Here is a 22013-nt window from a genome sequence, read left to right as displayed (position 1 = left end):
GCTAGGCGGCCTCGATGGCGAGGCTGCGCGGCAGGGCGAGCAGCCGGCGGCCGGCGCAGAGCAGCACATCGACGCCGCGCGGCGCCTGAAGGCGCTGTTCGGCCCAGTCGGCGAGAAAGGCGGCGGGCAGCGGCAGGGTCGTCTCGCGCGGGGCGGCGAGGCCGGGGCCGCTGAGGCGGCAGCGCCGCCCGGTGTCGAGATCCGGCAGGTCGAGAATGAGGGTTGCTCCGTGTTCCGGCGCGGTTTCGCTGCCCTGGCGGAGGCTGGCGAGCGGCGGCGCGCTGCCGGCGAGGCAGAATTCGGCCGCTTCCGGGGTGGTGAAGGGGGCGCCGGTGTGAAAGCCGAGCCAGTGCAATGCGGGCGCCGGCAGGTCGGCGGCGAGTGTCGTCGTGGCGTCGGCCAGTGTCAGCAGCACCGCAGCCGCCGCGATGGACAGGCCGGCCGGTGGGGCGAGGCCATCGGCGAGGGTGATGGCCCGGCCGGGATCGCCGAACGCGGTGAGCAGGGCGCGGAAACAGGCCTGGGCGTCGAGCGGCGAGGCGAAGCCGGGGGTGAGGGTGTTCATCGCGGCCTCATCGCATCGTCGCCAGGGTGAAGAAGCGGACTTCGGTGCCGGCTGCCCTGGCCTCGTCCGCCGCGCGGCGGGTTGCCTCGTCCGCGGCGAGAGGGGCGAGCAGCGCCGCGTGCAGCGCCGGGTGACGCGCGGCATTTTGCAATGCGGCGTCGAGCCGGGCGATCAGCTCCGCCAGATCGCCGTCCCGCCCGGCGACGTAGCCATGGCCGACGAACCCGTCCTCGTCGCGGATCGAGCAGCGGGCGATCGTCATTTCGCCGAGATTGAAGGCGGCGCCACCGCCGCCGGCGCGGCCGCGCACCATCGACATGCCGATCTCCGGCCCGCGCAGCCGGACGAAGCCGGGCAAGGCGGGGGCATCGGCGAGGCGGGCCTCGATCGCGCCGCGCGGGGAGCGGGCGAGGAGGCCGAGCCAGGCGGCGCGCGCGGGTTGTGGTGCATTCATGGTATAGATGTCTATATGAGTTTCAGGCTTCGGAAAAGGCGCGCCGGTGGAATTCCGGCGCGCCCCGATGGGTCAGGCGGTTTGCGGGGTCGCCACCGCGTCGAGATCGTCGTTGTTGATCTCTTCGAGGGAGATGCCGGCGGTTTCCGGCACCAGAATCCGGGTGAGGACCGCGCCGAGGAGGGAGACGATCGCGAGCAGGGCGATCACGCCGACCTCGCCCAAGCGGGTGAACAGCAGCGGGAACAGGAAGGCGCTGATCGACGCGCCGGTGCGCCCGCCGATGACGGTGATCGCCTGGCCGAAGGTGCGCACCCGGGTCGGGCTGAGTTCGACGCCGAGGATGCCGGCGCCGCTTACCGTTGCCGGACCGTTGATCGCGACCGTGTAGAGCCCGTAGACGATCAGGCCGAGCAGCGGCAGCGTGGCGAGGTTCTGCTTCAGCACGGCGAACAGCACCAGCATGGCCGCGGCGCCGACGAAGCCCCAGACTTGCAGCGGCTTGCGGCCGACCCGGTCGAGAACGCGGAAGGCGTAGAACAGCGCGCTCGGGATGCCGAACACCGCCTGCATCACCAGGCTGAACTCGATCGGTCCCATGCCCAGGCTCTTGGCGATCAGCGAGGGGCCGAACAGGATGCCGGAATAGATCACGATGTCGAACACCAGCCAGAGCAGGGCGGCCGAGAGGATCACCTGCGCATGGGCGGCGAAGACCTGGCCGAAGGGGCGGCTGTCCGCCTTGGGGGCGCGGACGGTCTGCCCGCTGATCTGGCGGATGACATCGACCGCAGCGCCCGGGTCGGCGGCGAGGCGGGCGAGGTAGCGGGCGGTTTCCGGCATCGCGCGGCGCAGATAGAGCACCGAAAAGGCCGGGATCGCGCCGGCGGCGAGAACGAGGCGCCATTGCAGGTCGTGCGACACGCCGAGCCCGGCGAGCAGCAGGTTGAGCAGGCCGGCGACGAAGGCGCCAAGCGGCCACATCACCGCGAAGCCGACGCCGATGGAGCGGCCGCGATCGGCGCGGTTGGCGTGTTCGGCCATGATGGTCGGCGAGAGAACGTAGTCGGCGCCGATGCCGATGCCGAGCACGAAGCGGATCGCGATCAGCCAGGTGAGGTCGGGGGCGAAGGCCTGGGCCACGGCCATGACGCCCATCAGCAGCACGTCGAGACCATAGAAGCGCTTGCGGCCGTTCTGGCCGAGCAGGCCGAAGATCAGCGCGCCGACCGCCGCTCCCACCAGGGCGGAGGCGGCGAGCATGGCGGCTTCGAGCCCGCCCATTTTCGCGATTCCGAACGAGCCGAGCACCAGCGGCAGGACGATGCCGATCGAGGAGAGATCGTACCCGTCGCAGAAGACGCCGAGGCCGGTTGTCACGATCGCCCGCCAGTGGAACGACTTGAAGCGCTCCTCGTCGAGCGAGGAAAAACTGGTCGCCATGGTCATGTTCTCCCGTTGAGTTTGGGAGTCGTCTAGACGAATCGCATGACAGCTTTGTGGACTTCGCGGGAAAGATTGATGAAAGGGTGCCGCAGGCCGGGCGTGGACCCGGCCTTGCGGGGCATCTCCTCAGGGGCGTGCGGCGCCGCTGTCCGGCGTCGGGGAGGTGCTGTCCGCGAACCGGGCGTCAAGCGCGGTCACGAGTTCGTCCCTGTCGCCGATGAACGCATAGCCGACGCCGTTGAAGCATTTGATGTCGTTCTTGTAGACGCCGAGCCGCTTCAGCTTGCTGCGGATCCGCGACAGCAGGTTGTCGGCAGAGCGGTCGCGCGAGGCTTCGTTGTTGGTCGAGGTTCGCCCTCTCACAAGGAGAGACAGCTCATCTCGAGGAATGATTTCACCCTGGTTTTCGATAAGCGTTGTGAGTGCAAGAAATTCGTAGGGTGTAAAGAAATCATGCCACTTTTTGTCTGCATTTAGTGTTTGGCTTTTTCGAATTATTGCTCCGCTCCGGGAAAATGCTTGGTAATATTTTCTCCTGAATTGCTGTAGAAATTTCTCGGTCCTGATCCGGAATATTTCTTTTGAATTGATGGCACTCCAGTAATCATCGGCGCCGAGTCTAAGAACTGAAACCTCCAACGTACTGTCATGTTCGTCGGATATGACGACAATCGGCTTGGCGGTCATTCTCTTGACTTCGACAATTCGCGACAGGAGGCCGATATCAAGATCCTTCATGTAAAATATATACATTTCTGAAGGGTCGCTTATGAAAATATGGTCGTCAAAATAATCATCTTCGTACGGTAAAAAATTTATGTTAAGACCATTTAATTGTTGAATTATCTGATCATTATTTGTATTATGCGTGTAGATAATTGTAAAAGATAACTCATTTCGGGTATGAATTTTGTCGTTTTGACCGATATGGACAGACATAGTCGTTTCTTTCCTTAAGGTTTATCAGAGTTCGTTTCTTTGGATGATTTCGTATCGGTATGATCGTTCTAAATCAATATAAATTTTTTATTTTCAAGACTAAATCGTGAATTTAATTATTCTTCAACGCAAAAATGTTTTGCTGATTATTTTGTTAATATTTTATAAACTATACAATTTTGTGATTGTTAAAATCAAAAAAGTTTTTATTTCGATATCGAAGAATATGTTTTGTATTAATATTCATTCTGTTTATGTGGATACATCCGGCATCATTCTTAAAATTTATACTTCTGCCATCGGCCCCGAGCCGCAGCGGGATCGAGAGTCGCGGTCGGCGGACGTCTGTGCGACCGCAATCCGGCGACGCAAAAACGCGGCCGGTATGGGGCCGACCGCGTGGGGGGAGTCATCAATGGCGCGGCGGCGCCCCGCGTTATCTCAGCGGGTTGACATAGGCCGGACCGACCAGGCTGGCCCAGGCGATGCGCAGCGACGGGGCGAGCTGCTTCTGCGATATCATCAGCGCGCGCACCATCGCGATGTTCTGCTTGGAGGGGATGATCGTCTCGCCTCCCGCGCCGGTCATCATGGCTATGATCCGCCGCAGCGAGGGGTTGCCCACCCCGGCATATCGCGCCTTCGCGTCCGCCGGGGAGATGCCGAGCGCCTTGCCGATGATGCGGCAGGAGGCAGTGGGATGGGGCCGGATATAGGGCGAGCCTTCGAGGAATCCCTTGATGATCGCCGGCATCGCGCCGGGTTGAGGCCGAGGCATCGTTGCCCGGTCAGATGACTCTATCTGATCGGGCGATGCTCTATACACCCAATCGCTGACTGTCTCTGAACCGTCGCGGTGGCCACGGATCGGCAAATGTATTCACATCCGCCGGAGGAGCGATCCGGCTATGCCAGATGCGTATCTTCCCGCTGACAATTTCGCCGAAATTCCTGTAATTGTAGGCGATCGACAGCGTGTACGGGTTGAACTGAAGCAACTCCATTGCGAGCGTCAGATATGGCTGATCGCCCCAGGCTGAGACGTCATCCTTCACCTCGGTACAAAGTTCGTGCCATTTTTCCAGAACCTGCCACGCTTTTGGTTGCCTGGAAAAGAATATCACGCCGGTATTATACTGTAATAATTCGTTGGATCTGAAGCCGATTTTGTCCAGATGCGATCCAAATCCCCAAAAATGCTCAAGTGAATAATGTGCGGCCTGCGCGGCAGCGATGCCATGCTGCTCGGCTCGTTCGAATGCCTGGCTGATATCCAATAAGATTTGCGTATCGGTGTCGAGGAATACAAAACTCGAGTAGCAATCCGGGAGAAGTGCAAAAATTTCGGTTTTTGCCAATTGTCCTTGCAATTTGAAATCGTGATAGATGATTTCGGTAAAATCTTCGCAATCGAGAAACCTTGAAGAATCTGGGCTGGTAATCAGGATTCGGTCCAATCCGAACCGACGCGCCGTCCTGGCACTGACCACCGCTTCCTCGACAAATTTCTGGCCCCAGGCAGCGTATACCGCTGCACGACGCGATCGATTTTGTTCCACAATGCACCGCACGGAATCATTGTTGAAAATTGGCCCAAGGTTTCAGGGAGTCTCTGATGAGGGCATCATCCGGGCGGATGTCGTGCTCTAACAGCGAAAAACCCGAGCTGTCGGGACAGTAGCTTCGTCGCATGCAGAAAGCCATACGGTGAAGCATCTGGCAGTGAAGCGCCTCGCAGTTAAGAACCGGGGTTTCGTGGTATGGCTCGACAGATCGAATAACATGCGGCGCCTGGGGCGCCGATACCGGATGACTGTCCCGGCGGCAGGATGCCGGCGGCGGTGCACAAACGCGGCCGGCCTGGGGCCGACCGCGTGCGCGAGGTCGTTCGAGGTGAAGCTGCGCCGCGGGTTATTTCATGGCGCTGACATAGGCCGGATCGAGCAGGCTGGCCCAGGCGATGGTCTGCGACGGGGCGAGCTGCTTCTGCGATATCATCAGCGCGCGCACCATCGCGATGTTCTGCTTGTAGGGGATGATCGTCTCGCCTCCCGCGCCGGTCATCATGGCTTTCATCTGCCGCAGCGAGGGGTTGACCACCCCTGCATATTGCGACTTCGCCTCCGCCGGGGAGATGCCGAGCGCCTTGCCGATGATGCGGTAGGAGGCGGCGGGGTGGGTCCGGATATAGGCCGAGCCTTCGAGGAATCCCTTGATGATCGCCGGCATCGCGCCGGGATGCGCCTTGAGGAAGCTGGTCCTGGCCGCGAAATTGTCGGTGATCAGGCCGGGTGCGTCGGCCGAGGTGTAGAGCACGTGGAAGCCTTTGTGCGCCGTGATCATCGAGATGTTCGGCGCCCAGGTCACCCCGGCTTCGGCATGGCCGCCGAGCAGGGCGGCGGGGATGTCCGAGGCCGGCATGTCGGTCTGCTTCACGTCGGCGAGCGAGAGCTTCGCGCCGTGCAGCGCATGGGAGAGCAGGAGTTCGGAATAGGAGGCGGTGTCGAGCGGAACGGTCTTGCCGCGCAGGTCGGCCACGGTCCTGACCGTATCCTTCGCCACGATCGCGTCAGCGCCGGCGGAATAGTCGATCGGCATGACGATCTTGACCGGGAAGCCCTTCACCCGGTCGTTGATCGCCTCGTTCATCGAGATGTCGGCGGTATCGATCGCGCCGGAGATCAGGGCGGCGTTGATCCCGCTGTCCATGTGGACGAAGCGGATCGGGTAGTCGCCGAAGAAGTGCTTCGCCGAGGCGACGAAGAGCGGGGCGAAGCCGATCCACGAGCTGAGGCCGAAGCTGACCGTGGTGCCGGCGGCGCGGGCGGGGGTGAGCGGTGCGGCACTTGCAACGCCGATCGCGGATGCGAGGAGCAGACGGCTGAAGATCCGTTTCAAGAGAGCCTCCTTTTGTTGTGGGATATCCCGCTTCATGCGACCGGTGCGGCGAGGGCGCTGAGCCCGTCGGGGTCGCCGCCCATGCCGGCGGTGGCGCGGATGCGTTCGGTGATGCGCTGGCGCAGGGCGAGGAAGTGCGGGTCGAGCCGCAGGTCGCGCGTGCGGGCGGCGAAGGGGATGGTCTCGATCGTGTCGATCCGGCCGGGATGCGGTGCGAGGACGATGACGCGGTCGGCGAGGTAGACCGCCTCCTCGACATCGTGGGTGACGAAGATGATGGTGCGCTTCTCGGCGGATTTCACGTGCAGGATGAGATCGTGCATGACCTCGCGGGTTTGCGCGTCGAGCGCGCCGAAGGGTTCGTCCATCAGCAGGACCTGGGGTTTCGCCATCAGCGCGCGGGCGATGGCGACGCGCTGGCGCATGCCGCCCGAGAGCTGGCTCGGCCAGGCGTGTTCGACGCGGGCGAGGCCCATCAGGTTGAGGAGTGCCACGCTGCGGCGCTCGGCCTCGGCCTCCGCGTGGCGGCCATCCTCGCTGCGGTGCGCCCGCAGCGCGCGGCAGAAGCGGATGTTCTGCATCACCGTGAGCCAGGGGTAGAGGCTGTAATCCTGGAACACCATCGTCCGGTCGCGGCCCGGACCTTCGACCGGCGCGCCATCGACGAGGACGCGCCCGGCACTGCGGGACTCGAGCCCGGCGATGATGCGCAGCAGCGTCGACTTGCCGCAGCCGGAGGCGCCGACGATGGCGACGAAGCTGCCCGGGTCGATCGCGAGGTCGATCGGCGAGAGCGCGGCGAACCCGCCGGGGAAGACCTTGGTGACACCCTGGAGAACGACGGACGCGGTCATGCGCGCCACGGGAACAGGCGCTTTTGCAAACGCCGCACCGCCTGGTCGGTGACCAGGCCGATCAGCCCGATCAGGATGATGCCGACGAAAATCCGGTCGGTCTGCATGAAGCGCTGGGCGCGCAGGATCGCGAAGCCGAGGCCGGAATTCGCGGCGATCAGCTCGGCGACGACGAGATAGGTCCAGGCGAAGCCGAGCGTCATCCGCAGCGTGTCGAACATCGCCGGCAGCGCCGAGCGCAGCAGGACGAGGTTGAGGATTTCGTGGTTGCTGGCGCCGAGCGTGCGCGCCGCCTCGATCTGCGCCATCGGCACGCGGCTCGCATCCTCGGCGATCATCAGCACCATCTGGAAGAAGGTGCCGATCCAGATCAGCATGATCTTCGCGGTCTCGCCGAGGCCGAACCAGAGCAGCACCAGGGGCACGAAGGCGACGGCGGGCAGATAGCGCGCGAATTCCATGATCGGCTCGAACAGCGCGCGCACCGGCTGGTAGGCGCCGACATAGAGCCCGAGCGGCACCGCCATCACCGCCGAGAGCGCGAAGCCGGCGGACACGCGCCAGAGCGAGATGCCGATATCGTCGAGCAGCGTGCCGTCGCGATACCATGCCACCAGCGCGTCGATCACGCCGGCGGGCGAGGGCAGGAACATCGGGTTGACCGCGCCGCTGGCGGTGATGGCCCACCAGGCCATGAGCAGGGCGGCGAAGCTCGATGTGGCGAGGGTGAGATAGCGCCCCCGGTCGAGCCTGGTGCGGATCTGCCAGATGCTGGGGTGCGGCGATCCGGTCGCGAGGCGGGCGGGCCGCACCTTGGTGCCGGCTTCCATGCGCTCGCTCATTCGAAAAATCCCGGAAAGCAGTCATGGTCGCGGAAGAAGGCGAGGTCGTGATTCGGCCAGAGGGTCGCACCGCAGCCGCAGGCGCGGGATTTCAGCGCGCGGATCGAAGCCACCGCCATCGCCTCGTTCTCCTGCCAGCACAGGCCGGGGGCTATTTCCTCGTCGAGATTTTCGACGAGATCGGCGGCATCGCCGCAGAGCAGGATCGGCGCGCCCTTCGGCAGCTCGACCAGCATCGACATATGCCCTGCCGTGTGACCCGGCGTCTCGATCGCGGTGACGCCGGGGGCGAGATCGTATTCGCCGCGGCGGGGGCGCCAGCGCCAGGCGCCGGCGAAATCGTCGGGGAAATAGCCGCGCGCGCCGGGCTCGGCGGCGCCGGCGAGTTCGTCCTCATGGACATGGATCTCGGCGTGGGGAAAATCGTGCAGCCCGCCGGCATGATCGAAATGCAGGTGGCCGAGAAAGACTAGGTCGATGTCGCGCGGGTCGAGGCCGAGGGCGCCGAGGCGGGCGGGCAGGCGGTGATCGTCCGGCATGGCGGGGGGTGGGAACGGCAGGTCGCCGTAGAAGCGCGCGCGCAGTGCCGGATCGTCGATCTTGCGGTAGTCGCAGCCGACATCGTAGAGGATGCGGCCCTGCGTGGTCTCGATCAGGTAGGCGAGGATCGGCGCTTCGATCAGCGTGCCGGCGCCGCGGCCGCGCGTCGAGATCGACTTGTCGTAGCTGTAGGTGCCGGTGAGCAGCGGGCGGAAGGTGCGGACGGATGTCATGCGGGCACCTTCGCGCAGACCATGGCGCAGACCGTGTCGGTATCGGCGACACTTCCGAATATGCCGCATTCGTTGGCGATCAGGCCGAGAACGGCGGCGTGCAGGGCGGGATCGTCGCAGGCGGTGGCATCGGCGACGGTCACGCAGTCATAGCCGCGATCGATCGCGGAACGCAGCGTGGAGTGGACGCAGACCTCCGTCGTCACACCGCTCAGCACGAGGCGCCCGATGCCGAGCGCACGCAGCGTGTGATCGAGATCGGTCGCGTGAAAGGCGGAATAGCCCGGCTTGTCGACGATGATGTCATCAAGGTGCGGGGCGAGATCGTCGACGATGTCATGCCCGTATTCGCCGCGGATCAGGGCGCGGCCGAGCGGACCGCGCGAGCCGATCGGCGCTCCCGCCGCGCGGGCGCGCGCCTGCTTGGCCGGCGCGCAATCGGCAAGATCGGGGCGATGGCCCTCGCGGGTGTAGATGACCGGCAGACCGGCCGCGCGAAACGCCGTGGCGAGGCGCGCGATGGGGGCGATCGGCCCGGCAAGGCGCGCGATGTCGAGCCCGGCGCGATCGGCATAGCCGCCGGCCATACAGAAATCGCGCTGCATGTCGATGATCAGCAGGGCGGCGCGCGCGCTCATGCGGCGGTGAGGAAGGAGACGCCGACGGCGCCGATGAAGGATCCGGCCCGGTCGCCCTCCGGCGCCACCAAGCCGCAATCCGGCGCGAGGACACGGGTGACGCGATGGCGATGATAGCTGGCGAGGAGTGCGCGCACCGGCAGGACCTGGGCCCTGTCATCGGCGAAGAGGTTGAGGTGCAGCCGCGCCAGCCGGTACCAGGGTTCGGCCGGGCGGGCATGATGCGCGTTGTGATAGGCGAAGTTGAGAACAAGCAGGTTCAGCAGCGGATGATCGGCGCTGACGACATCGGAATAGGTGTTGGCCTGTTCATAGGCGCGGTCGCGCACCGGATCGTGCGGCGCGGGCGCGTAATCGGCCGTGTGGTAGAGATCGAACGTGTGCTGGAACGCATCCTGGAACCGCAGGATATGGAGGAAGATGCAGTAGGCAATCGCGTAGCAGGGCACGGCCCAGGGCGAGACCGCGGCGAGGCCGGCGAAGGCGGCGAGGCGCAGCGCGAGCACGCCCGCCAGCGCGCGGCGTGCCGCCGGGCCGGCGCGCCACCGGCTGCGGACCATGAAGGCGCGCATGAGAAGCTCGACGGCGGGGACATAGGCCCATTCCAGTGCGAGCACGGCGCGGCGCAACCAGGCCGGGCCGGCAGCCAGTTCCGCCCGATAGTCGAAACTGACGACGTCCATCCGATCGGCATGGTGGCGGAGGTGCTTTTCCTTCAGCCCGGCATAGGGCGCGATGCACGCCCCCGACATCCAGGCAAGTGCGGCGCCGAGGCGGTCATTGGCGCGCGCGGTCGCGAAGATCGTGCCGTGCTGGCATTCGTGAATGAGATAGGCGCCGATCGCCAGCGCATGGGCGATCAGCAGGATTCCGCAGATCTTGCCTTGCGGCGGGGCGGCGGCGATCAGGACGATCCCGGCCAGCCAGCCCAGCACGGCATAGGCCAGGGCGAAGAGATTCGGCAGGATGCCGTCCGGATAGCGAAAAATGCGCGACTTCATGGCGTACTCCCGACATGCGCCGTGAGCATCGCAAACTTTGTGCCATCACGCGGCCTGCCCTTTTTGCCCGAAAAATGCACGTATTTTCAGCTTTGTAAAACGATAGAGAATAAAATATAATCTATCTGATTATAAGATAGTCTATTATAGTCTATTTTATACTCAAATGAGGCGTATGGGCGCCGAGGGTGCGTCGGGAGTTGCGTCTGCCGACGGCATTGCCGCGATGGCCCCTACGTTGGCACGCCAGTTGCAGGAGCAGAAACCGAGCTAGGGTTCCGGCCGGATCGAAAATCCGGCGCTGGTCCGAGAGCTTCAGCCGCGCGGGAGACATCCGCGCGGTCCACGGCGGGACAAAAGCCCGGGAGAGACTTTGGTGCGTGGGTGCGCATCGGTTTCTCCGTTCGCCCCCTCGCGCCGATCGATGCGATCGACGGTGAGGAGAAAACCGATGCTGACACGCAAGCAATTCATCAAGGCGGGCGCCGGGGCGGCGACGGCGGCAGCCACGGCGGCGGTGCTGCCGGGCCTGCCGGTGGCGCGAGCCGGAGGGCCGAAAAAATTCAAGCTGGCCTGGACGATCTATGTCGGCTGGATGCCCTGGCCCTGGGCGGCGGACAAGGGGATCGTGAAGAAATGGGCGGACAAGTACGGGATCGAGATCGAGGTGATCGAGGTCGCGGATTATCCGACCTCGATCAACCAGTATACCGCCGGCGCGTTCGACGCGCTGACGATCACCAACATGGACACGCTGGCGGTGCCGGCGGTGGGCGGGGTGGATTCGACCTCGATTATCACCGGGGATTACTCCAACGGCAACGATGCCGTGATTCTCAAGGACAAGATGAAGTTCACCGACCTGAAGGGGCAGAAGGTGAACCTCGTTCAGTATTCGGTGTCGCAATACCTGTTCGACCGGGGGCTGGAAAAGCACCACATGAGCGAGCGGGATGTGCGGATCGTCAACACCTCCGACGCTGACATGGCGGCAGCCTGGATGACGAAGGCGGTGACCGCGGTGGTGACGTGGAATCCGATCGTGCAGGAGATCATGAAGAACGCCGATGCGCACGAGGTGTTCACCTCGGCGCAGATTCCGGGCGAGATTCTCGACCTGTGCATCGTGCGGACCGACGTGCTGAAGGCGCATCCGGAATTCGCCAAGGCGCTGACCGGGGCGTGGTATGAAACGCTGGGGATCATGCTGTCGGACACTGCCGAGGGCAAGGCAGCGCGGATGGCGATGGCGAAGCTTTCGGGCACCGATCTCAAGGGGTTCGAGGCGCAGCTCAAGACCACGCATCTCTTCGCCGATCCGGCCGGGGCGGCATCGTTCACCGGCTCGGCGGAGCTGGTGAAGACGATGGAATATGTGCGCACCTTCCTGTTCAGCCACGGGCTGATGGGCCAGGGGGCGACCTCGCCCAACGTGGTGGGGATCGCGTTTCCGGATGGAAAGATCCTTGGCGACAAGAAGAACGTCAAGTTTCGCTACACGTCGGATTTCATGCGGATGGCGGCGGCGAAGACGCTCTGAGCCGGGCGATGCGCGTCATCAACCGTCATCCCAGGCCCGGCAGCGGGCGCGTGCTGATGCTGCTGCCGTTCGTGCTGGTCGGGCTCGGCTATGTCGTCGCCTCGACGATGCAGCACGAGGTCAATCCATCCGACAAGGTGCTGCCGACGCTGGCGCAGATGGCTTCCGGGATGCGGGAGATGGCGCTCACCCGCGACATGGCGACCGGGCAGTATCCGCTGCTCGCCGATACGCTGGCGAGCCTGCGGCGGATCTTGTCCGGGCTCGCGATCGCCACCGCGATCAGCTTCGCATCAGGCATTCTCGTCGGCATGGTGCCGTATCTTCGCAAGCTGCTGCTGCCTTTCATCACCGCCTTCTCGATGGTGCCGCCGCTCGCGGTGCTGCCGATCCTGTTCATCATCGCCGGGATCGGCGAGACGGCGAAGGTGGCGCTGATCGTGATCGGCACGGCGCCCTATATCGTGCGCGACCTCGTGCTGCGGGTGGAGGAACTGCCGCGCGCGCAGTTGATCAAGGCGCAGACGCTGGGGGCGTCGTCCTGGCAGATCGCGCTCCGGGTGGTGGTGCCGCAGATGCTGCCGCGACTCATCGACAGCCTGCGGCTCTCGCTCGGGCCGGCCTGGCTGTATCTGATCTCGGCCGAGGCGATCGCGGCACAGGACGGGCTCGGCTACCGGATTTTCCTGGTGCGGCGCTATTTCGCGATGGACATCATCATTCCCTATGTCGTGTGGATCACGCTGCTGGCGGTGATCTCGGATGCGGCGCTGCGGCTTTTGCAGGCCAGGGCGTTCCCGTGGTTCGCCGGGGCGGCGCGCTCGTGAGCGGGACAAGCCTGATCGAGGTGCGCGATGTCGGCCAGGTCTATGGCGGGCGGATCGTGCTGGAGCGGATCAACCTGCGGATCGCAGAGGGAAGCTTCGTGACGATCGTCGGGCCGACCGGGTGCGGCAAGACGACGTTCCTGCGCATGCTGATGAGCGAGGAGACGCCGAGCCACGGTTCGATCCGGCTGGCGGGGGCACCACTGCCGGGCGAGCCGATGGCGGATCGGGGCGTGGTGTTCCAGCGCTATTCGGTGTTTCCGCATCTGAGCGTGCTCGGCAACGTGGTGCTGCCGCTGGAGATCGCGGCGGCGCCGCTGCTCGGGCGGCTGTTCGGCGCGGCACGGCGGCGGGCGGAGGTGCAGGCGCGCGCGCTGCTGGAGGAGGTCGGGCTTGCGCATGCGGCATCGCTCTATCCGGCGCAGCTGTCGGGCGGGATGCAGCAGCGGCTGGCGCTGGCGCAGGCGCTGATCCTGAAGCCGCGCGTGCTGCTGCTGGATGAGCCGTTCAGCGCGCTCGATCCCGGCACGCGGGCGGATATTCACGGGCTGATGCGCCGCCTCTGGGAGGAGACGCGGATGACGGTGGTGATGGTGACGCACGATATCAGCGAGGCGTTCCGGCTGGGCACGCGGGTGCTGGTGTTCGAGCGGCCGGAGCCGGACGATCCGGCGCGGGGCGCGCGGATCACCCATGACATTCCCGTGCGGCGTCGGACGCCGCGCAACGGGCCGGGGGACGACCCCACGGCCGGAACGATCGCCCGCGAGGACGGCCTCGCTAACATCATGTGAGGGAATGATGGATCATCTCGATACGATGACGCCCGCGCAGTATCGCGCGCGCTACGAGGCGTTGCAGGCGGGGGCCCGGGCGAAGGCGGGCGCGATGCCGGATTTCGGCGTGAAGCCGGCGATCGGCGCTGGCGACGTGATCGCGCGGGAGGTGATTCCGCCGGGGTGGTACGTGGCACTCCGGCTGCGGCGGGGCGAGGCGCTGCATGTCGAGAACCCGCACGGCACGCCGGGGGCTTCGGTTTTCCTGTGGAATGCCGACGATGTTTCGGAACGGTTCAATGCCGGGGACACGGCGAAGCTGCAATGGACGACGCTGATCGGCGGCGGACGGGTGCTGTTTTCCGACATGGGGCGGGTGATGGCCGCGGTGATCGCGGATAGCGGGGCGGGGCATGACCCGATCCTCGGGCCATCGACGCCGCAGACGGCGGGCGGGGCGCGGAACGGCCGCGACAACCTGCGCAGTGCTGCGGCGAAGTTCGGTCTCGGGCGGCGGGATGTCGGGCCGTGCCTGACGCTGTTTGCGAAGATGCGGGTGGATGCGGCGGGGCTTCCGGCGCTGGTCGGCGCGCCGCCACCGGGGGCGTTCGTGACGTTGCGGGCGGAGATGAATCTGCTGGTCGCGCTGTCAAACACGCCGCATCCATTGGCGACATTGCAGGAGGCAACCGGGGAGATCGGGATCGTCCGGTATCGCGCAGCACCGCCGGGTGCGGATGATCCCTGCCGGTGCGCGACGGAGGAAGCCGCGCGCGGCTTCGAGAACAATGACCGCTATTTCGCGTGAGGGCATGATGGAACACCATTTCGACGCGGCGATCCTCGATGTCGTGGTGCCGGCGCGCGCGCCGTTCTCGGCCACGCTGAAGGCAGGGCAGGTGCTGCGGATCATCGACCTGGAAAGCCAGCAGGCGGTGGATGCGCTGTTCTACAACGCCGCCGATCCGGGCGAGCGCTATTCGGCGCAGGACACGCTGGCCGCACAGGCGCGGGCGGGCGGGCGGTATGACCTTTCGACCGGGTCGGTGCTGCGCTCGAACGAGGGGCGGGCGATGGCGACGATCGTTGCCGATACCTGCGGGTTTCACGATACCAGTGCGGGGGCGTGCTCGTGCGAGAGCAACACCGTGCGGTTCGGCCAGGCGACGCGGTTCATGCATGCGTGCCGGGAGAACTTCCTGACCGAGCTTGCGAAATACGGGATGGACAAGCGCGATCTCGTGTCAAACGTGAATTTCTTCATGAACGTGCCGATCCGGCCGGATGGGGAGCTGACCGTGGATGACGGGGTGTCGGCGCCGGGCGGGTATGTCGAGCTGCGGGCGGAGATGGATCTGTTGGTGCTGATTTCGAACTGCCCGCAGGTGAACAACCCGTGCAACGGGTTCCGGCCAACGCCGATCCGCTGCGTGGTGTGGGAACCATGAGGCGGGAGGCCCTGTTTTCGAAAATCCTGATCGCCAACCGGGGCGCGATTCTGGCGCGGATCGGCCGGACGCTGACGCGGTTGGGGATTGAAACGGTCGCGGTGCATTCGCCCGCGGACCGGTTCACGCCGCCTGTGCTGGCAGCGGATCACGCGGTGGCGCTGGCGGGGGATGCGGCGGCGGAGAGCTATCTCGATGTCGGGGCGATCGTCGCCGCGTGCCGCGCCAGCGGGGCGGAAGCGGTGCATCCTGGCTACGGGTTTCTCGCCGAGCGGGCGGATTTCGCCGAGGCGCTGGCGGATGCGGGGATCGTGTTCATCGGGCCGCGCCCGGAGCAGATGCGCGCCTTCGGGCTGAAGCACACGGCGCGGGAGCTGGCGCTGGCCGCCGGGGTTCCGCTGCTGCCGGGTTCGGGGCTGCTCGGCTCGGTGGAGGCGGCGGCGGCAGCGGCGGCAGAAATCGGCTATCCGGTGATGCTGAAGAGCACTGCGGGCGGCGGCGGGATCGGCATGGCGCCCTGCGCCGACGAGGCGGAGCTGCGGGCGCGCTTCGCCGGGATCAGCCGGCTGGCGCAGGCGAATTTCGGCGAGGCGGCGCTGTATCTGGAAAAATTCGTCACCGCGGCGCGGCATGTCGAGGTACAGATTTTCGGCGATGGCGCGGGCGGGGTGGTGGCGCTCGGGGCGCGCGATTGCTCGTTGCAGCGACGCAACCAGAAAGTCGTCGAGGAGACGCCGCCACCGGGAATTCCCGCGCCGGTGCTGGCGGCGATGGAGGCGGCGGCGTGCGGGCTGGCGCGGTCGGTGCGGTATCTCTCGGCCGGAACGGTGGAGTTCATCTACGATGCGGTGGCGGAAAGATTCTACTTTCTGGAGGTGAACACGCGGTTGCAGGTCGAGCACGGGGTGACCGAGGAGGTGTTCGGCATCGACCTCGTGGAATGGATGGTCCGCGCCGCCGCCGGCGGGTTCGTGCTGCCGGCGGGGCTGCGCCCGCGCGGGGCGGCGGTGCAGGCGCGGCTCTATGCGGAGGACCCGGCGGAAGGGTTTCGGCCCTCGACCGGGCGGATCACCGCGCTGCGCTATGGCGCCGGCGTGCGGGTGGACGGGTGGATCGCGCCGGGGAGCGAGGTGACGCCGTTCTACGATCCGATGCTGGCGAAGCTGATCGGGCGCGGGGAGACGCGGGAGGCGGCGATCGCGGCGCTGCGGGAGGCACTGGCGGCGACGGCGGTGACCGGGATCGAGACCAATCGCGCCTATCTGCTGGCGGCGCTCGACAATGCGGATTTCCGCGCCGGGACCATGACAACGGGGACGCTGGGATTGCTGGAGTGGCCGGGCGAGGGGATCGCGGTGATCGAGCCGGGGGCGCAATCCTCGTTGCAGAGCCTGCCGGGGAGGCTTGGCGCCTGGGAGGTGGGGATTCCGCCGAGCGGGCCGATGGATGCGCGGAGTGCGGCGCGGGCGAATGCGCTGCTCGGCAATCCGCCGGGGGCGGCGGTGCTGGAATGCACGCTGACCGGGCCGGTGCTGCGCTTCCGCAGCGATGCCGAGATCGCGCTTGCCGGGGCGCGGATGGTGGCGACGCTCGATGGCGCGAGGGTGCCGCATGACGCGGTGGTCGCGGTGCGGGCGGGGCAGGTCCTGGCGCTGGGGGCGATCGAGGGGCCGGGGCAGCGCTGCTATCTCGCCGTGGGCGGCGGGTTCATGGCGGCGGAATTCCTGGGCTCGACCGCGACCTTCGCGCTGGGCGGCTTCGGCGGGCATGGCACCGGCTGCCTGAATACGGGGGATGTCCTGCATTTCGAGGGGCTGGCGCGCGGTGCTGCGGCGGCGCCGGCGGCGGCGGAACTGACCGATCGCTGGGAAATCGCGCTGCGCTACGGGCCGCACGGCGCGCCGGATTTCTTCACCGAGGCGGATATCGCGGCCCTGTTCTCGGCCTCCTACGAGGTGCATCACAACTCGGCACGGACCGGGGTGCGGCTGGTCGGGCCGAAGCCGGAATGGGCGCGGGCGGATGGCGGCGAGGCGGGGCTGCATCCTTCCAACATCCATGACGTGCCCTATGCGGTGGGGGCGGTGGACTTCACCGGAGACATGCCGATCCTGCTCGGGCCGGATGGCCCCTCGCTCGGCGGGTTCGTCTGCCCCGGCGTGGTGGCAGCGGAGGATTTGTGGAAGCTCGGGCAGTTGCGGCCGGGGGATGTGGTGCATTTCACCCGCGCCGACGCCGACCCTGCGGTGCTGCACCGCTCGGAGACGATGGTCGTGCGGCGGCAGGGGGATGCGAACCTGCTGGTCGAGTTCGGCGCGATGACGCTGGATTTCGCGCTGCGGCTGCGGGCGCATGCGTTGCAGGCAGCGCTGCTTCAGGCGGGGCTGAAGGGGATCGTCGATCTCACGCCGGGAATTCGCTCGTTGCAGGTGCATTTCGACCCGGATGCGGTGCGGGCCTCGGTGCTGCTGGAGGCGATCCGCGCGATCGAGCCGGACCTGCCGGATCCTGCGACGATGACGGTGCCCTCGCGCATCGTGCATCTGCCGCTGTCCTGGAAGGACGGGCAGGTGATGCTGGCGATGCGGAAATATCAGGAGACGGTGCGGCCGGACGCGCCCTGGTGCCCGGACAATGTGGAGTTCATCCGGCGGATCAACGGCCTCGAATCCGAGGACGAGGTGCGGCGGATCGTGTTCGACGCCGATTATCTGGTGATGGGGCTGGGCGATGTGTATCTCGGCGCGCCGGTGGCCACCCCGATCGACCCGCGGCACCGGCTGGTGACGACCAAATACAACCCGGCGCGGACCTGGACGCCGGAGAACGCGGTGGGGATCGGCGGGGCTTATCTCTGCGTCTATGGCATGGAGGGGCCGGGTGGCTACCAGCTGTTCGGCCGCACTGTGCAGATGTGGAACAGCCATGCCGGCGGGCGGGTGCCGTTCGGCGACACACCCTGGCTGCTGCGGCATTTCGACGTGCTGCGGTTCTACCAGGTGGATGCGCAGGACCTGGCCGAGGCGCGCGCGGCGTTTCCGCACGGGCGCTATCCGCTGCGGATCGAGGAGACGACATTCTCGCTCGCGGCCCAGCAGGCGCTGATGGCGGCGGAGGCGGACAGCATCGCCGCCTTCCGGGCGCGGCAGGGGACGGCCTTCGCCGCCGAGCGCGAGGCCTGGCGGGCGAAGGGGCTGGACGCGGTGCCGGCCGAGGAGCTGCCGCCGCCGGTGGCGGAGACGGTGCTGGCGGCGGGGATGCGCGCCCTGCCCGCCCCGGTGCCGGGCAGCGTGTGGCAGGTGCTGCGTGGGCCGGGCGAGCGTGTCGCCGCCGGGGAGGCGGTGATCATCGTCGAATCGATGAAGATGGAGGTGCGGGTGACGGCGCCGGCGGCGGGGGTTCTCGCCGCGATCGAGACCGCGCCCGGACAGGTGGTGCGGGCCGGGCAACGGCTCGCCGTGATCGCGCTGGAGGATGTGGCATGAAGCTCGGATTGCTCGATATCGCGACGCTGCGCGCGGGCTTCGCCGCCGGGGCGTTCACGCCGGGGGATGTGGTCGATGCGATCTATGACCGGATCGAGGCGTATCACGATCCGGCGGTGTTCATCGCGCTGCGGCCGCGCGCGGCCGTGCGGGGGGAGGCGATGGCGGCGGACCCGTCGCTGCCGCTTGCCGGGCTGCCCTTCGCGGTGAAGGACAATATCGACGTCGCCGGGCTGCCGACCACGGCGGGATGCCCGGATTTCGCCTATGCGCCGGGGCGGGACGCGACGGTGGTCGCGCGGCTGCGGGCGGCGGGGGCGGTGCCGATCGGCAAGACCAATCTCGACCAGTTCGCCACCGGGCTGAACGGCACGCGCTCCCCCCATGGCGCGCCGCGCTGCGTGTTCGATGAGCGGTATATTTCAGGTGGGTCGTCCTCTGGTTCGGCGGTCGCGGTGGCTGCGGGGCTCGCGGTGTTTGCGCTCGGGACCGATACGGCGGGATCGGGGCGGGTGCCGGCTTCGTTCAACAACCTGGTGGGGCTGAAGCCGACGCGGGGATTGCTGCCGGCGAGCGGTGTGGTGCCGGCGTGCCGCAGCCTCGACTGCGTGTCGATTTTCGCGAATGCGGCCTCGGATGCGGCGACAGTGCTGGCGGCGGCGCAGGGGATGGATGCGGCGGACCCGTTTTCGCGGGCGCCGGCGATGGTGGCGCTGCCGGCGCGGCCGCGCGTCGGCATCCTGAAGGCGGAGGAACGGATCGGCGGCAACGAGGCGGGGTATGCGGCGCTCTATGAGCGAAGCTGCGCCGTGGCCGAGGGGCTCGGCTGGACGCTGGTGGAGATCGACGACGCACCGTTCCGCGCCGCGGCCTCGCTGCTTTACGAGGATGCGTTCGTGGCCGAGCGGCTGGCGGCGCTGCGGGGCTTCTTCGCGCGATCGCCGGAGGCGTTCGATCCGGCGGTGCGGGCGATCCTGGAGCGGGCGCGCGGGTTCGACGCGGCCGATCTGTTCGACGCGCAGGCGCGGCTGATGGCGCTGCGGCGGCAGGCCGGGGCGGAACTCGCGAAGGTGGACGCGCTGCTGCTGCCGACCGCGCCGGAGATTTTCACCGTGGCGGCGATGCTGGAGGCGCCGATCGCGCGGAACGCGGCGCTCGGGCGCTATACCAATTTCGTCAACCTGCTGGACATGGCCGCGGTTGCGGTGCCGGCCGGGTTCCGGGCGGACGGGTTGCCGTTCGGTGTGTCGCTCATCGGCCCGGCCTTCAGTGACGCTGCCTTGCTGGCGCTGGGCGATGCGCTGCACCGCGAAGGCTCGCCCGGATGCGGGGTGTCGCGGCAGGGAGCGCCGGAGAGGCTGGAGATGCCGGCGGAGGAGCGCATTCCGATCGTCGTTGCCGGCGCGCATCTCTCGGGCATGGCGTTGAACCATGAGCTGACCGCGCTGGGCGCGCGGCTGGAGGAGACCACGCGCACGGCGCCGGACTACCGGCTTTATGCGCTGGCAACCGCACCGGCGAAGCCGGGGCTGGTGCGGGCGCCGGGCTTCGCGGGGGAGGGCATCGTGGTGGAACGGTGGTCGCTCACGCCGGAGGGGTTCGGGCGGTTCGTGGCGGGGGTGCCGGGGCCGATGGTCATCGGCCAGGTGAGGCTGGCGGATGGGCGGCAAGCCCCCGGCTTTCTCTGCGAGCCAGCGGCGCTGGACGGGGCGCGGGAGATTACCGGGTTCGGTGGCTGGCGGGCCTATCTCGCCACGGCGTAAGCGGGGGCGGGAGCGTGAGCAGGACCCGGCCGGCGCGCGGGGGATCGCGGCGGGGGATCGGCGGCTGGCGGGGTGTGCGCCGCGGGCCCTGCGGTTCGGAAACCGGCGACGCGGCCGGCGAGGCGGCCGATTTCCTCGTGCAGGGAGTGGGTGGCAGCGGAGGTCTGCTCGACCATCGCGGCGTTCTGCTGCACCGCCACGTTCATCTGGTTGGTCGCGGTGTTGATTTCGGCAAGGCTGCCGGATTGCTCGGCGGCGGCGGCGGCCATTTCGCCCACGAGGCCGTGCAGGTCGGTGACATGGCCGAGAATGGTGCCGAGTGCGGCGCCGGTTTCGCCGACGAGGCGCACGCCGGCCCCGACCTGTTCGGACGAGCGGGCGATGAGTTGCTTGATCGATTTCGCCGCCTCCGCCGAGCGCTGGGCAAGAGCGCGGACCTCGGTGGCGACGACGGCGAAGCCGCGCCCGGCATCGCCGGCGCGAGCGGCCTCGACCCCGGCATTCAGCGCGAGCAGGTTGGTCTGGAACGCGACCTCGTCGATCAGGCCGATGATCTGGTCGATCTCGCGCGAGGAGGCCTCGATCCGGTTCATCGCTGACACTGCCTCGCTGACCACGGCGTGGGATTTTCGGGCGGCGTCGGTCGTCGCATCGACCGCGCTGGCGGCGCGGGCGGCGGTTGCGGCGGTCTTGCCGAGGCCGGTGGTCAGGCTGTCGAGCACGGCGGCGGTTTCTTCCAGCGTCGCGGCCTGCTGCTCGGTGCGGCGGGCGAGATATTCGGCGGCGGTCGCGATTTCGGAGACGCCGAGATTGATTTCGTCGGTGCTCTGGCGGACGCCGGCGATGCTTTCGGACAGGTGTCCGGCGGTGACGTTGAAATCGACGCGCAACTGGTCGAGCGAGGGGATCAGCCTGCGATCGACCGCGGCAGTGAGATCGCCCTGGGCGATGCGCGCGAGCGCCGCGCCGACCCGGCCCACATCCGCCATTCTGTCGGTCAGGTCGACCGCGACCTTGACCACTTTCACCACCCGACCCGCGGCATCGAGGACCGGGTTGTACGTGGCCTGGAACCAGACGGGTCGGCCGCCCTTGCCGATGCGTTCGATATCGCCGGTGTAGAACTCGCCGGCGCGCAGCTTCTCCCAGAAGCTCGCGTAGGCGGGGGTCGCGGCAACGCCTTGGGGTGCGAACATGGCGTGCTTGCGGCCGATGATCTCTTCGCGCGCATAGCCCATCACGCGGAGGAAATTCTCGTTGGCGTCGAGAATCGTGCTGTCCGGCGCGAAAGCGATGACCGACTGGGCGCGGCCGATGGCGGCGAGCAGGCTTTCATTGGCGGCGGCCGCCTGCTTCTCGGCGGTGACATCGAGCGCGAGCTTGACGATCTTGACTACCGCACCCTTTCGGTTGCGCACGGGAACATAGGAGGCGCGGAGCCAGACATCGGCGCCGCCCTTGCCGATGCGGCGAAATTCGCCGGAGCGGAAGGTGCCGGCGCGCATGTCTTGCCAGAATTCGCCATAGGCGGCGCTGTCACGCTCGGCCGGGGGGACGAGGAGACGGTGATGACTGCCGACAAGCTCGCCAAGGCTGTAGCCGGTGTGTTCGAGAAAGCGTTCATTGGCATCGATGATCGTGCCGTCAGGGGCGAAGCTGATGAAGCAGAAGGCATCCGAAATTGCATTTAAAATATAATTTTTTTCGAGGATGCGAAGGAGATCGAACGTCACAGATGTTCACCCTGGCCTGATGGTTATCGCT

At 66.7% G+C, this 22013-nt stretch carries 20 protein-coding genes and 1 riboswitch; of the genes, 7 read left to right on the top strand and 13 right to left on the bottom strand.

The annotated features are described in order from the left end of the window. Nucleotide 1: 1 nt before the first annotated feature. The 12 genes from phnH to B7Z76_RS04105 all read right to left on the bottom strand — a co-directional run bounded on the left by phnH (nt 2) and on the right by B7Z76_RS04105 (nt 10410). Nucleotides 2-565, bottom strand: coding sequence for a phosphonate C-P lyase system protein PhnH (gene phnH / locus B7Z76_RS04160; RefSeq protein ID WP_291342327.1), 564 nt, complete (start codon nt 563-565; stop codon nt 2-4). 7 nt (nt 566-572) lie between these two features. Continuing rightward, nucleotides 573-1019 carry a phosphonate C-P lyase system protein PhnG gene (gene phnG, locus B7Z76_RS04155; RefSeq protein ID WP_174503385.1) on the bottom strand — a complete coding sequence of 149 codons (447 nt, stop codon included), beginning with the start codon at nt 1017-1019 and terminating at the stop codon, nt 573-575. A 72-nt stretch (nt 1020-1091) separates the two neighbouring features. Then, nucleotides 1092-2468 carry an MFS transporter gene (locus B7Z76_RS04150; RefSeq protein ID WP_236656331.1) on the bottom strand — a complete coding sequence of 459 codons (1377 nt, stop codon included), beginning with the start codon at nt 2466-2468 and terminating at the stop codon, nt 1092-1094. Between the two features lie 123 nt (nt 2469-2591). Next, nucleotides 2592-3203 (bottom strand): winged helix-turn-helix domain-containing protein, encoded by a 612-nt coding sequence (locus B7Z76_RS04145; protein WP_291342324.1) that lies wholly within the window; start codon nt 3201-3203, stop codon nt 2592-2594. Between the two features lie 637 nt (nt 3204-3840). Then, nucleotides 3841-4158: a hypothetical protein gene (locus tag B7Z76_RS04140; RefSeq protein ID WP_291342322.1), complete on the bottom strand. Its 318-nt coding sequence runs from the start codon at nt 4156-4158 to the stop codon at nt 3841-3843. 64 nt (nt 4159-4222) lie between these two features. Then, nucleotides 4223-4975 carry a hypothetical protein gene (locus B7Z76_RS04135; RefSeq protein ID WP_291342320.1) on the bottom strand — a complete coding sequence of 251 codons (753 nt, stop codon included), beginning with the start codon at nt 4973-4975 and terminating at the stop codon, nt 4223-4225. A 340-nt stretch (nt 4976-5315) separates the two neighbouring features. Further along, on the bottom strand, nt 5316-6302 hold the full coding sequence (locus B7Z76_RS04130) for an ABC transporter substrate-binding protein (RefSeq protein ID WP_174503381.1): 987 nt from the start codon (nt 6300-6302) through the stop codon (nt 5316-5318). Between the two features lie 32 nt (nt 6303-6334). Next, nucleotides 6335-7156, bottom strand: a complete 822-nt coding sequence (locus tag B7Z76_RS04125; RefSeq protein ID WP_174503380.1) for an ABC transporter ATP-binding protein — start codon at nt 7154-7156, stop codon at nt 6335-6337. Beyond that, nucleotides 7153-7998 carry an ABC transporter permease gene (locus B7Z76_RS04120; RefSeq protein WP_201712607.1) on the bottom strand — a complete coding sequence of 282 codons (846 nt, stop codon included), beginning with the start codon at nt 7996-7998 and terminating at the stop codon, nt 7153-7155. Before B7Z76_RS04120 ends, B7Z76_RS04125 begins: the two co-directional genes overlap by 4 nt. After that, entirely contained in the window at nt 7995-8771 is a 777-nt protein-coding gene (locus B7Z76_RS04115; protein ID WP_174503379.1) for an N-acyl homoserine lactonase family protein, read from the bottom strand. The genes B7Z76_RS04120 and B7Z76_RS04115 overlap by 4 nt, the downstream gene beginning before the upstream one ends. Continuing rightward, a complete protein-coding gene (locus B7Z76_RS04110) occupies nt 8768-9409 on the bottom strand; it encodes a cysteine hydrolase family protein (RefSeq protein ID WP_291342316.1) in 642 nt (213 codons plus the stop codon). Before B7Z76_RS04110 ends, B7Z76_RS04115 begins: the two co-directional genes overlap by 4 nt. After that, nucleotides 9406-10410 (bottom strand): fatty acid desaturase, encoded by a 1005-nt coding sequence (locus B7Z76_RS04105; RefSeq protein WP_291342314.1) that lies wholly within the window; start codon nt 10408-10410, stop codon nt 9406-9408. Before B7Z76_RS04105 ends, B7Z76_RS04110 begins: the two co-directional genes overlap by 4 nt. A 259-nt stretch (nt 10411-10669) precedes the next feature. Beyond that, a riboswitch (guanidine-I (ykkC/yxkD leader) is annotated at nt 10670-10780 on the top strand. 81 nt (nt 10781-10861) lie between these two features. Here B7Z76_RS04105 and B7Z76_RS04100 point away from each other — a divergent pair. Genes B7Z76_RS04100 through atzF form a run of 7 tightly spaced genes read left to right on the top strand, consistent with a single transcriptional unit; the run spans nt 10862 to nt 20249 of the window. After that, nucleotides 10862-11950 (top strand): putative urea ABC transporter substrate-binding protein, encoded by a 1089-nt coding sequence (locus tag B7Z76_RS04100; protein WP_291342312.1) that lies wholly within the window; start codon nt 10862-10864, stop codon nt 11948-11950. Nucleotides 11951-11958: 8 nt separating this feature from the next. Beyond that, nucleotides 11959-12777 carry an ABC transporter permease gene (locus tag B7Z76_RS04095; protein WP_291342310.1) on the top strand — a complete coding sequence of 273 codons (819 nt, stop codon included), beginning with the start codon at nt 11959-11961 and terminating at the stop codon, nt 12775-12777. Next, nucleotides 12774-13571, top strand: coding sequence for an ABC transporter ATP-binding protein (locus tag B7Z76_RS04090; RefSeq protein ID WP_291342308.1), 798 nt, complete (start codon nt 12774-12776; stop codon nt 13569-13571). Before B7Z76_RS04095 ends, B7Z76_RS04090 begins: the two co-directional genes overlap by 4 nt. Nucleotides 13572-13596: 25 nt before the next feature. Beyond that, complete coding sequence (locus B7Z76_RS04085; RefSeq protein ID WP_291342306.1) at nt 13597-14361, top strand: DUF1989 domain-containing protein; 765 nt, start codon at nt 13597-13599, stop codon at nt 14359-14361. Nucleotides 14362-14368: 7 nt separating this feature from the next. Beyond that, nucleotides 14369-15001, top strand: coding sequence for an urea amidolyase associated protein UAAP2 (locus B7Z76_RS04080; protein ID WP_174504830.1), 633 nt, complete (start codon nt 14369-14371; stop codon nt 14999-15001). Further along, the gene (locus tag B7Z76_RS04075) at nt 14998-18486 is read left to right on the top strand and encodes a 5-oxoprolinase/urea amidolyase family protein (RefSeq protein WP_174503373.1); all 3489 of its coding nucleotides are present in this window, start codon (nt 14998-15000) and stop codon (nt 18484-18486) included. The genes B7Z76_RS04080 and B7Z76_RS04075 overlap by 4 nt, the downstream gene beginning before the upstream one ends. Beyond that, nucleotides 18483-20249: an allophanate hydrolase gene (gene atzF / locus B7Z76_RS04070; RefSeq protein ID WP_174503372.1), complete on the top strand. Its 1767-nt coding sequence runs from the start codon at nt 18483-18485 to the stop codon at nt 20247-20249. The genes B7Z76_RS04075 and atzF overlap by 4 nt, the downstream gene beginning before the upstream one ends. Here the strand turns inward: atzF and B7Z76_RS04065 are convergent. Continuing rightward, nucleotides 20231-21982 (bottom strand): methyl-accepting chemotaxis protein, encoded by a 1752-nt coding sequence (locus B7Z76_RS04065; protein ID WP_174503371.1) that lies wholly within the window; start codon nt 21980-21982, stop codon nt 20231-20233. The genes atzF and B7Z76_RS04065 overlap by 19 nt on opposite strands. Nucleotides 21983-22013: the final 31 nt, after the last annotated feature.

It is taken from the genome of Acidiphilium sp. 20-67-58 (assembly GCF_002255515.1).
Lineage (GTDB): Bacteria > Pseudomonadota > Alphaproteobacteria > Acetobacterales > Acetobacteraceae > Acidiphilium.
Note: the sequence above shows the minus strand (reverse complement) of the source record. Positions and strands in the feature narration are given on the sequence as shown.